Source organism: Lentzea sp. NPDC051213, from assembly GCF_044455585.1.
In the GTDB taxonomy this organism is placed as follows: Bacteria; Actinomycetota; Actinomycetes; order Mycobacteriales; family Pseudonocardiaceae; genus Lentzea.
In genome coordinates, this window is the sequence record NZ_JBITEX010000003.1 from 379,911 (window position 1) to 393,123 (window position 13,213).

Consider the following 13,213-nt stretch of genomic DNA (forward strand, 5'->3'; position numbering starts at 1 on the left):
TCAATCCGTGTCCGAGGAAACGCAGCAAAAAGCAAAGAACGCCGTGAAGTTCTTCGAGATCTCCACTGACGACCGGGAGCGGATCGAGAGCTTCTACGGCAACATCTTCGGCTGGACTTTCCACCACATGCCGCAGCACAACTACAGCATCATCAACATCCCGGGGCACGGCGACTTCGTCGGAGGTGTGTACGACAACAAGGGCAAGGAGGACAACTGGGCAGTTTTCTGCATCGAGGTCGACGTCAACGAGATGGAGGACATCAGCCGCCAGGTCGTGGAGGCCGGTGGCACCATCACGTATCCGGTGGCGGAGGAAGGCGACGCCGACGGCACCACCACCGGCGCACAGTTTCTCGACCCGTCCGGAAACCGATTCTCGATCTTCTCGTTCAAGCCGGCGGAAAATCCGGCGGGCGAGTTCGCGGACCTGCTGGCGGGCAAGCCGGCGGAATCCTGATTCCACTGCTTCGAGAACGAAGGGCGCGTGCGAACCGAGCACGCGCCCTTCGTCGTCTCAGGCCAGGTCGCTGAACTCGCTCTCGATGAACTCGAGGAGCTCTCCCGCGGTGGCGGAGTGGATCCGGTCGGCGACGGAATCGTCGTCCGCGCCGCCGCTCCACCGGCGCAACATGGACCGCAGCCGCGCCTCGATCTCCGCCTCGGCACCGGCGTCCGGCTTCATCGACGACAGCGCCGCGTCGATCACCACCAGGTCGCGGAGCACCTGGTGGTGCGCCGATGTCTCCTCCGGCGCGAGCAGGGCCGTCAGGTGCGCCGCGAGTGCGTCGGGGGTCGGATGGTCGAAGACCAGCGTGGCCGGCAACTGCCGTCCCACAGCCGTTTGCAGCAGGTTGCGGAGCTCGACCGCCGTCAGCGAGTCGAAGCCCGTCTCCTTGAAGGCCCGCCCCGCGTCGACCAAGTGGGGCGAGATGTGTCCGAGCACCGAGGCGACGTGCACCCGCACCAGTTCCAGCACGGCGTCGTACCGATCGTCGGCGGACAACGCCATGAGCCTGGTCGCGAAGGACTCACCCGTCGCGACGACGGTCCGCAGCGGTGGGCGTGACCGGACGAGCGACCTGAACAGCGCGGGCACGTCGTGGTCGCCGCGGAGGTCGAGTCGCATCGGCACCAGTGCGGGCCTGCCAGAGGTGATCGCCGTGTCGAACAGAGCAAGTCCCTGCTGCGCCGTGAGCGCGGCGATCCCGGCGCGCAACACGCGTTGGAGATCCACTTCACCGAGGTGTCCGGTCATGGCGCTGCGCTCCGCCCAAAGACCCCATGCGAGCGACGTGGCGGCGAGACCCCGGTGGTGCCGGTGCTCGGCGAGCGCGTCGAGGAAGGCGTTGGCCGCCGCGTAGTTGCCCTGGCCCGCGTTGCCCGTCGTGGCCGCCGCGGAGGAGAACAGCGCGAACAGCGACAGGTCGAGGTGCGCGGTGAGCTCGTGCAGGTGCCAGGCCGCGTCGGCCTTCGGGCGCAGCACCCCGGCGAGCTGTTCCGGGCTGAGCGACCCGATCACGCCGTCGTCGAGCACGCCCGCCGCGTGCACGACACCGACCAGCGGGTGTTGCGCCGGGATCCCGGCCAGCAGGTCGGCGACGGCGCCTCGATCGGTGACGTCGCAGGCGGCCAGGGTCACGTCGGCGCCCAGTTCGAGCAGTTCCGCCTGCAGCCGTTCGGCCTGTCGCGGACGGCGGCCGGCCAGCACCAGGTGGCGCACACCGTGTTCGGCGACCAGGTGGCGCGCGACCAGGCCGCCGAGCACGCCGGTGCCGCCGGTGACCAGAACCGTGCCGCCCGGATCGAGCACCGGCGGCATCGTCAGCACGGCCTTGCCGACGATCGTCGCCTGGCTGAGCGCGCGGAAGGCCTCCGGCGCCCGGCGGACGTCCCAGGTCGTGACGGGCGGAGGCCGCAGCACCCCGGCTTCGAACAGGGCGCCCAGTTCGGCCAGCATCTCCCCGATCCGTTCGGGCCCTGCCTCGGCCAGGTCGAACGAGCGGTACCACACGCCGGGATGGCGGGCAGCCACCTCAGCGGGGTCACGCACGTCGGTCTTGCCCATCTCGACGAAGCGACCGCCATCCCGCACCAGTCGCAGCGACGCGTCGACGTACTCGCCCGCCAGCGAGTCCAGCACGACGTCGACACCCTTGCCGCCGGTGGTCTCGCGGAACCGCTCCTCGAAGTCGAGGGTGCGCGACGACGCGAGGTGCGCCTCGTCCAGGTCCACCGCCGGCCACTTGCCCGGACTGGCGGTGCCGAAGACCTCCGCGCCTAGGTGTCGCGCGAACTGCACGGCGGCCGTGCCCACACCACCGGCCGCGGCGTGCACCAGCACCGACTCGCCCGGCTGGAGCCCCGCCAGGTCGGCCAAGCCGTAGCAGGCCGTCAGGAACGCCACCGGAACCGAAGCGGCCGTGGCGAACGACCAGCCGGACGGCATCCGCACAACGGTGCGCTGGTCCGCGATCGCGAACGGCCCGAGCGCGCCCTGGAACATCCCCATCACCCGGTCGCCGGGCGCGAACCGGGTGACGCCGGAGCCGACCTCCACGACGACGCCGGCGCCTTCTGAGCCCATCTCGGCGGCTTCCGGATACATGTCCAGCGCGATCAGCACGTCGCGGAAGTTGACGCCCGCCGCGCGAACTGCGATCCGGATCTCGCCGGGCCCCGGCGCCGCGCAGGAGCCGGGGACGAGTGCCAGGCCGTCGAGCGTGCCCTTGACGGTCGTGTCCAACCGCCAGTCCGCGACCGCCGCCGGTGGGACGAGGGCACGGCCCAGCGCCGCGCGGACGAGCCGCCGTCCCAGCGCGACGCCGTCCCGCAGAGCGAGTTCCGGTTCGCCGGAAGCGACCGCTGCGGGCAGCGTCGCGACCGACTCGGGGGCGGAGTCGACGTCCACGACGACGATCCGGCCAGGGTTCTCCGTCTGCGCCGAGCGGACCAGGCCCCAGACCGGCGCGGCGGCGAGGTTGCCGACGTCCTCGCCTGTCCTGGTGGAGACGGCACCGGAGGTGACGATCACCAAGGTGCAGGTGGACATCCGCTCGTCAGCGAGCCAGGAACGCAGCAACGCCAAGCAGTTCGCGGTCATCTCGTGCACCGCGCCCGTCATGGCGGCGTCGTGCACGAGCGGAAGCCCCACGACCACGTAGTCCGGCGCGTTCGCTGCTCCGGCCGCCTCGACCTGTTCCACCGCGATCCCCGTGGCCGCGAGCTGCCGGACCGGAGTGAGCCGGTCGTCGCCGAGCACGGTCCAGCGCTGTGCCGGCGGGAGCCCGACCTCGAGGGGCGTCCACTCCACGCGGAACAGGGCGTCGTCCGAGGCCGCCGAGTCCCGTGTCCGCCGCAGCGTCACGGAGTCGATCTTGATGATCGGCACGCCGTCCGCGTCGGTGGCCTCCAGCGACACCGCGTCACCGCCCGCCGTGCGCAGCCTGGCGCGCAACGTCTTCGCACCGCCGGCGTACACCGAGGCACCAGACCACGCGAACGGCACGCACAGGCCGTCGGGAACCGGCAGCACTCCCAGCACAAGACCGTGCAACGCCGCGTCGAGCAGGGCGGGGTGCACGCCGAAACCGGTGGGATCGGTGCCGTCCGGCAACCGGACCTCGACGAACAGCTCGCCGGCACGCGTCCACGCCGCTGCCATGCCGCGGAACGCGGGTCCGTAGTCGAGACCGGTCACAGCCAGCCGGTCGTACAGGTCCTCGACGGCCAGCGCTTCGGCACCCGCGGGCGGCCACACCTCCACCGTCCCGGGCGGTGTCACCGCGGCCTCCGCGAGCTCACCACTCGCGTTGCGGACCCAAGGCGTTCCCAGAAGTCGTGAGTGGACGGTGACCGCGCGACGCCCCTCGGCGCCCGCCGCAGCCACCACAACGCGCACCTGCACGGTCTCGTCGCCCCTGACGACCAGCGGAGTCTCCAGCACCAGCTCGGCCACGCCCGCCGCACCGGCGTGCCCGGCGGCGAGCGCGGCCATCTCCAGGAAGGCCGTGCCCGGTAAGATCGCCTCGCCCGCGACGACGTGGTCCTCCAGCCACCGGTGCGACCGCGACGACAGCGAACCGGTGAGCACGAGCCCATCACCGTCCACATCGGACATGACCACGCCCAGCAGAGGATGGCCGGTCGCGGTCAGGCCCAGATCTGCCACATCTCCCCGCCGCGGCGCGTCAGGCATCCAGTAGTGCTCGTGCTGGAACTCGTAGGTCGGCAGCTCGGCCCTCCACACGCCGGCGTAGAACGCTCGCCAGTCGACGATCACACCGTTCACGTGCAGTCGTGCCAACGCGGCCACCAGCGACTCCTGCTCGGCCTGTGCGGCTCGCAGGGCGGACGCCAGCACGGCGTCCCCGCTGACGCAGTCATGCGCCATGGCCGTCAGAACACCGTCCGGCCCCAGTTCCAGGAATGCGGTCACACCGTCGGCCTGCAGCGTGTGCACTCCGTCCGCGAACCGGACGGTCTCCCGCACGTGCCGCACCCAATACTCCGGCGTACACACCTCATCCCCGACGACCGCACCGGAAACGTTCGACACCAACGGAATCCGCGGCGCCGAAAACGTCAGACCCGACACCACCGCACCGAACTCGCCCAGCATCGGATCCATCAACGACGAGTGAAACGCATGCGACGTCCGCAAACGCTTCATCTTGCGGCCCGCCAACAACACCTCGGCCTCAGCCACGGCATCCAACGGACCGGACAACACCACCGACGACAGACCGTTCACCGCCGCCACACTCACACCCTCCGGCAGCAACGACACGACCTCGGACTCCGAAGCCTGCACCGCCACCATCACCCCACCCGACGGCAACCCATCCATCAAACGACCACGCGCCGCCACCAACACACACGCGTCCTCCAACGAGAGGACACCAGCAACATGCGCAGCAGCAACCTCACCAACCGAATGCCCAGCAACGAAGTCCGGTCGAACACCGAAGTGCTCCACCAACCGGAACAACGCCACCTCAACCGCGAACAACCCAGCCTGGGTGTACAACGTCCGGCTCAACTCAACGTCATCACTACCCCACACCACATCGCGCAACGAACAACCCAGCAGACCATCAAGTTCCGCACACACAACATCAAACGCCCCAGCAAAAACCGGAAACGCCTCATACAAGCCACGGCCCATACCCAGACGCTGCGCACCCTGGCCCGAGAACAACATCGCCAACCGGTGCTCACGAGCACTGCCCTGCACCACGGCGGCTCCTGCGTCACCTCCGGCGAGAGCGGCCAGTCCTCGCAGGAGATCCGCGGGAGATCCGCCGACGATCGCGGCCCTGTGGTCGAACGCCGACCTGGACGCCAGCGTCGCACCCACCTCCGCGGCCGGAACTTCCTCGGAGGTGAGCTGCTCCAGCAGTCGCCGCGCCTGGGCGGTGAGCGCGGACGGCGTGCGACCGGAAAGCACCCACGGCGACGATGCCGGGACCAGCTCCGCGAGCGGTTCGCCGACGACAGGAGCCTGTTCGATGATCATGTGGGCGTTGGTGCCGCTGATCCCGAACGACGACACACCAGCACGCCGCGGACGCCCCGCCTCCGGCCACCCCGCACTCTCGGCGAGCAGCTCGACAGCACCAGAAGACCAATCCACGTACGGCGAAGGCTCATCAACGTGCAAAGTCCGCGGCAACACCCCGTGCCGCAACGACTCCACCATCTTGATCACACCCGCCACACCCGCAGCCGCCTGCGTGTGACCGATGTTCGACTTGAGCGTCCCGAGCCAGAGCGGAACCCCGCGGCGCTGACCGTAGGTGGCGAGCAAAGCCTGCGCCTCGATCGGGTCACCGAGCCGCGTTCCCGTCCCGTGCGCCTCCACAACGTCCACATCGGACGCTTCGAGGCCCGCGTTCGCGAGTGCCTGCTGGATCACGCGCTGCTGTGCGAGCCCGTTCGGCGCGGTCAGCCCGTTGGACGCGCCGTCGGAGTTGACCGCGGAGCCCGCGACGAGCGCCAGGACCCGATGGCCGTTGCGCACGGCGTCGGACAGCCGCTCCAGCAGGACGATGCCGGCACCTTCGCTCCAGCCGGTGCCGTCCGCCTGCGCGGCGAACGCCTTGCACCTGCCGTCCGAGGAGAGACCACCCTGCCGGTCGAACTCGGCGAACGCGTCCGGGTAGGCCATCACCGTGACACCGCCCGCCAATGCGAGCGTGCACTCACCCTGCCGAAGGGACTGAGCCGCCAAGTGCAAGGCCACCAAAGACGACGAACACGCCGTGTCCACCGTGATCGCCGGCCCCTCCAACCCCAGCGCGTACGCCACCCGGCCCGACACGACGCTGCCCGCACCGCCCGTGATCCGGAACCCGCTGTCGTCGGACTGCCCGTAGCCCTGGTTCGTGCACCCGGCGAACACCCCGGTGCGACTCCCCCGCAGTGCGGCCGGATCGATCCCCGCGCGTTCGAGCACCTCCCACGACGTCTCGAGCAGCAGGCGCTGCTGTGGATCCATCGACAGTGCCTCGCGCGGTGAGATGCCGAAGAACTCGGCGTCGAAGCCGGCCGCATCAGGCAGGAACCCACCACGCAGACCCGTCACGTCCCAGCCGCGGTCGAGGGGCGAGTCGGTGATCGCGTCACCGCCGGCGTCCACGAACCGCCAGAGCTCTTCAGCAGAACGGATTCCGCCGGGGAAGCGGCACGCCGTCGCCACGATCGCGATCGGTTCGCCGGGATCCACGAACATCGCGGCGGGAGCGTGCGCCGGTCCGTCACCGGATCCCAGCTGTGCCAGCACATGCCCGGTCAGAGCGCGCACCGTCGGGAAGTCGAACACCAGCGTCGCGGGCAGCCGCAGTCCCGTGGTCCTGGTGAGTTCGTCACGCAGTTCCACCACGGTCAGCGAGTCGAAGCCGAGATCGCGGAACGTCCGGTCCACGTCGACACCGGTGGCATCGGCGTGTCCCAGGACAGCGGCCGTCGCGGCCCGCACCAGCTCCGGCACGACGCGCTCGCGTTCGGCCGGCGACAGGTCCGCCGGCCCACCCGTCCGGTCGACGGCGGCGTGCTGACGGGTTTCCGCGAGCTCGTCGAGCAGCGGGCGGCGCCGTGCCGAGGAGAAGCTCGCGGCGAACCGTTCCCAGTCGACGTCGGCGACGGTGACGAACGTGTCGTCGAGGTCCAGTGCCCGCTGCAGTTCTGCGATCGCGGTGCCAGGACGCATGCCGCGCAGACCGCGGCGGCGCATGAACTCCCAGGTGGCGGCGTCGGCGGCCATACCGCGCTCGGCCCAGACACCCCACGCCACCGACGTTGCGGGTAGCCCGCGAGCACGCCGGCTCTCCGCGAACGCGTCGAGGAACGCGTTGCCCGCAGCGTAGGCACCCTGGCCTCCCCCGCCCCACACACCGGCGCCCGAGGAGAACAGCACGCAGGCATCGAGTTCACGGTCGCCCAGCAACTCGTCGATGTGCACAGTGCCGCTCACCTTGGCGTCCACCACCGCCGCGAAACCATCCACAGTGGACTCCATCAGCGGTGCCGAGAGTTCGGGCACGCCGGCGGCGTGGAACACCGCTCGGAGCACCGACCCCTCAGCCTCGAGCCCGGCCAGCACCTCCGCCAGCGCATCCCGGTCAGCGACGTCACACGCCACCACCGAGACCCGCGCGCCGGACGCCTCCAGCTCCGCTTCGAGCTCCGCCGCGCCCTCGGCCTCTGGCCCCCGGCGGCTCAGCAACACCAGGTGCTCCGCGCCGCCCGCGGCCAGCCACCGGGCCACCTCGCCGCCGACTCCACCGGTACCACCGGTCACCAGCACCGTCCCGCGCGGCTTCCAAGGCTCTCGCGTCTGCGGGGCCGGGGCACGCACCAGGCGTCGCAGCAGCACTTCCGGTCCGCGAATCGCCAGCTGGTCCTCGTCACGGGGATCCGCGAGAACATCGGCCAGAACGGCGAGCTCGTCGTCGCCACACGTCTCCGGCAGATCGATCAGACCGCCCCAGCGCTCGGGATGCTCCAACGCCACGACCCTGCCGAGTCCCCACACGAGCGCCTGTTCCGGACGCACGACCTCGGCGGACCGGCCCGTCCGGACAGCTCCGGAGGTCATCAGCCACAGCGGGGCGCCGACCTCGGCGTCGCCCAGCGCCTGCACCAGCGACAGAGATCCGGCGGCGGGATCCGCTCCCAGCGCCAGCAGGGAGACGACACCGTCGACTCCGGTGGCCTCCTCCCGCAGCCTGGCCGCCAGCTCCACCCGGTCGATCCGGGCCTCGTCCACGGCCAGGCCGCGTGCGCCCAGCCCCTGGATGATCGCGGCGATCCGCTCGTCCTCGGCGGCACCGGCGGGCACGACCACCAGCCAGTCGCCGGACAGAGCCGCGAGGCCGGTGGTCCGGGACCTCCACGCGATCCCGTAGCGCAGCGAACTCGCCGCCTCCGGCCGTGCGGCAGAGCCGGTGTCGACCCAGAACCGCCTGCGCTGGAAGGCGTACGTCGGCAACTCGACCCGACGGCCACCGCTACCGGCCAGCACCGCGGCCCAGTCCACCGTCACGCCACGAACGAACACCTTGGCCAACGCGGTCAGGAAACGGGTGCCATCCCCTTCCCCCCGCCGCAACGTCCCGGCCACCACAGCCTCGGCCGCATCGAGTGTGTGCTCAACACTCGGCGTCAGCACCGGATGCGGACTGACTTCGATGAACACCGAATGCCCATCACGGTGCAGAGTCTGAATGGCATCCTTGAAACACACGGTCCGGCGCAGGTTCTCGTACCAGTAGGCCGCATCACCCTCCGGCACGACGCCGACCTCGGTAGCGGAATACCACGGAATCACCGGCCCGCGCGGAATGACGCCTTCGAGAGACGCCAGCACTGCCTCACGGATCTGCTCGACCTGGCGGGTGTGCGACGCATACGTCACCGGAATCCGGCGCACCCGAACGCCGGAGTCCTCAAACCGTCCGATGAACTCCTCCAGCACCGCATCATCCCCGGCGACCACCGTCTGAGCCGGTCCGTTGACCGCGGCGACCTCGATCCGGTCACCCCAGTCAGCCAACCAGGTCCGCACGTCATCGGCAGCGGCCTCCACCGACACCATCCCGGCGGTACCGGTCAGCGACAACAACGCCCGGCTCCGCAACGCCACCACCCGCGCACCGTCCGAAAGAGACAGTGCGCCGGCCGCACACGCCGCCGCGATCTCGCCCTGGGAATGCCCCACCACCGCATCCGGCACGACACCCGAAGCCCGCCACAACCCGGCCAGCGACACCATCACAGCCCACAGGACCGGCTGAACGACATCGACCCGATCCAGGCCTGGCGCGTCTTCCGCTTCATGCAGGACGTCCACCAGCGACCACTCGACAAACGGAGACAGCGCCTGCCCACACCGGCTGATCCACTCTGCGAACACCGGCGACGAATCCAGCAGCCCCGCCGCCATACCGGCCCACTGGCTGCCCTGACCGGGAAACACGAACACCGTCTTCCCCACCGGTCCCGCAACCCCACGCACCCCAGAACCAGGCGACAAACCGTCCAGCAGCTCCGCCCGGTCAGACCCGAACACCACCGCACGATGCTCAAACAAACGACGCGTGGTCACCAACGACCACGCCACATCCACAACATCGGCATCGACGTCGCCCAACCTCTTCGCCTGTGCCGTCAACGCCCGCTCATCCCGCGCCGACACCACCCACGGCACCACACCACCGGTCAGCACCGAAGACCCGGGAGCCAGAGGTTCATCACCCTCGAACCCAGGAGGCTCTTCGAGGATGATGTGCGCGTTCGTGCCACTGATCCCGAACGACGACAACCCGGCCCGACGCGGACGCCCACTACGAACCCAGGAAACAGGCTCGGTCAACAACCGAACCTCACCACTGGACCAGTCGATGTGCGGACTCGGCTCATCAACGTGCAAAGTGCGAGGCAGCACCTCGTGCCGCATCGCCTCGACCATCTTGATCATGCCGATGACGCCGGCCGCCGCCTGGGTGTGTCCGATGTTCGACTTCACCGACCCCAGCAACAACGGCCGCTCACGACCCTGCCCGTACGTCGCCAGCAACGCACCGGCCTCGATCGGATCACCTAACGGAGTCCCGGTGCCATGCGCCTCCACCACGTCAACGTCCACAGCGGACAACTGCGCGTTCGCCAGCGCCTGCCGGATCACCCGCTGCTGCGCCACACCACTCGGCGCCGTCAATCCGTTCGACGAACCGTCCTGGTTCACCGCGGATCCGCGCACCACGGCCAACACCGGATGACCGTTGCGCACCGCGTCCGACAAACGCTCCACCAACAACAGACCGACACCCTCGGCCATGCCGAAACCATCAGCCCCCGCACCGAAAGCCCGGCACCGCCCGTCCGGCGACAGCCCACCCTGCCGGGAGAACTCGCTGAGCCATCCGGGGCCGGCCATCACTGTCACGCCACCGGCCAGCGCCAGCGTGCACTCGCCACGCCGCAGCGACTCGACGGCCAGGTGCACTGCCACCAACGAAGACGAGCACGCCGTGTCGATCGTGATGGCAGGGCCCTCGAAGCCGAAGGTGTACGCCACCCGGCCGGAGGCGACGCTCGCCAAGGTCCCGGTGACGAGGTGTCCCTGAAGGCTCTCGGGCGCCTCGTGCATCCGGGGGCCGTAGTCCTGGGCCATCACGCCCAGGAACACGCCGGTGCGGGTGCCCCGCAGAGAGTCCGGCACCACTCCAGCGCTCTCCAGCGCCTCCCAGGAAGCCTCGAGCACCAGGCGCTGTTGCGGGTCGACGGCCATCGCCTCGCGAGGGCTGATGCCGAACAGGTCGGGGTCGAACATGGCGGCGTCGTGCAGGAACCCACCTCTCCGGGCATAGGTGCCACGCAGGCTCTCCTCGTCCCAGCCGCGGTCGCTGGGCAGGTCGGAGGTGACGTCACGACCGGCGAACACGAGCCGCCACAGGTCGTCCGGCGACTGCACGCCACCCGGAGCGCGGCAGCTCATGCCGACGATCGCGATCGGCTCGTCCGTTGCGCGCGCGGCCACGACATCGTCGCCACCACCCGCACCGGTTCCGCGCACCACAGCGAGGAGGTGCGCTGCCAGCGCGGCGGGTGTGGGGTGATCGAATGCGATGGTCACGGGCAACCGCAGGCCCGTCGCGGCGCTGATCTCGTTGCGCAGCTTCATGATGGACAACGAGTCGAAGCCGAGATCGAGGAAGGTGCGGTCGGTGGGAACGTCCCGACCGGCGACGGCGGCCACCTCTCGGCGCACGAGAGCCAAGAGCCAGTCCGCCCAGGTGTCCGGTGGCATGTCCGCGAACGGCCCCTCCGACCGCACGGCCTGCCGCTCGACGACGACCGGCTCGACGGCGCGCGGGAAGACGTGGCCCGGTACCCCGGTCCTCCTGGCACCGGTTCCGGCGAAGCACGCGTTCCAGTCCACCGACACGCCACGCACGTGGGCCTCGGCAATCGCGGTCGTGAACCGGCTCGCGCCCCCGTCACCTCGCCTCAGTGTGGAGAGGGTCAGTCCGTCGACTCCCGCCTCCTCGAGCGAGTCCTGGATCGCGAAGGTCAAGCCCGGATGCGGACTGATCTCGATGAACGTCCGGTACCCCTGGTCGATGAGCGTGCCGATCGCACGCCCGAACCTGACCGTGTGCCGCAGGCTCCGGTACCAGTACGTGGCGTCCAGCTCCGTACCGTCCACCGGCCCGCCGGCGAGCGAGGAGAAGAACTCGGTAGTGGCGGGCACGGGAGCCACCGCGGCGATGCCGGACAGCACCTCGTCGCGGATCCGGTCGACCTGAGGCGAGTGCGCGGCCAGCCCGACGGGGATCTTCCGCGCGCGGACTCCCTCAGCGGTCAGCTCCGCCAGCAGCGCGTCCACGGCAGCGACCTCGCCGGAGACGACAACAGAGCCCGGCCCGTTGACGGCCGCGACGACCAGGCGGTCACCCCAGTGCGCCAGCCGTTGCTCGACCTCGTCCACCGGCAGGAACACCGACGCCATGTCACCCAAACCGCTCAACCGGCGTTGCGACTTGCTCCACAACGCCGCGACGCGCGCACCGTCCTCGATGGACAAGGCGCCGGCATCGCACGCGGCGGCGATCTCACCGAGGCTGTGCCCCAGGACGGCGTCAGGCACGACACCGACCGATCGCCACAAGGCCGCCAGTGACACCATCACCGCGAAGAGCGTCGGCTGAACCACGTCGGCCCGGTCCAACGACGGCGCCCCCGGCACCTCTCGCAGCACGTCGAGCACCGACCAGTCCACAAAGGACTGCAAGGCGGCGGCGCACTCCTCGATCCTGGTGCGGAACACCTCCGACGAGTCCAGCAGCTCCGCTGCCATCCCCGGCCACTGCGGCCCCTGGCCGGGAAACACGAAGACCACCTTGCCGGTCTCGGCCGCCACCCCGGTCAGGAGGTTGTCCGCCGCCGCGCCGTCCGCCAGAGCGTCCAGGCCCCGCCTGAAGTCCTCCGGGTCCTGTCCGACCACGGCCGCACGATGCCTGAACGTGGTGCGGCCGGTGGCCAGCGAGAAGCCGATGTCCGCGAGGTTCTCACCGGTGCTGTCCCGCAATGCCCGCGCCTGGTCCGCCAGCGCTTGTTCACCAGGCGCGGAAAGCACCCACGCGACAGGTCCGTGCCGCCTGTGGGTTCGTGGGCGTACCGGCGCAGGCTTGAACACGAGGCCTGCCACCTCGACCCTGTCCCGGCACGCGGCAGCGGTTCGGACGACGTCCGCCATCGCCCCGCCACCATCGGCGGCGCAGCGCACCAGGCAATGCGCCCGGTCGTCTCCGGGGAGGGCGTTCAGCACGACAACGCCGTCCACGCCCCCGGCCACGACGACGTCGATCTCGCCCGCACGCAACCGCTCGATCGCCGCACGCACCGCGCCGAGAGAGCTGGGATGCGACACGTCCACGACGAGACCGTTGTCGCGCAGTCGAAGCGCCCGCGAGAACTGATGGAGGTCCACGCGCCGGAGGAGACTCCCCGCCTCCGGATCTCCCGCAAGGACGATCGCGATCCGGCGATCTCCCAGGGAGACCTCGGTGACACCGGCGTCCTCTAGGGCAGCCCAGCACAGCTGCAGCTGCACCCGGCGCGACGGGCCGGCCTCGGCCGCCGCGGACGGCGTCAGACCGAAGAAGGTCGCGTCGAAGTCGCCGAGCCCGTCAGGATCCGCCACTCCCAC

Annotated in this window: 2 protein-coding genes; one reads left to right on the forward strand and one right to left on the reverse strand. The window is 70.1% G+C overall.

Going from position 1 to position 13,213, the window contains the following annotated elements; genetic code table 11:
- Nucleotides 1–7: 7 nt before the first annotated feature.
- Entirely contained in the window at nucleotides 8–460 is a 453-nt protein-coding gene (locus ACIA8G_RS15230) for a VOC family protein (protein ID WP_396419051.1), read from the forward strand.
- A gap of 57 nt (nucleotides 461–517) precedes the next feature.
- Here ACIA8G_RS15230 and ACIA8G_RS15235 read toward each other — a convergent pair whose 3' ends face one another.
- Entirely contained in the window at nucleotides 518–13,207 is a 12,690-nt protein-coding gene (locus ACIA8G_RS15235) for an SDR family NAD(P)-dependent oxidoreductase (RefSeq protein ID WP_396419052.1), read from the reverse strand.
- Between the last annotated feature and the right edge of the window lie 6 nt (nucleotides 13,208–13,213).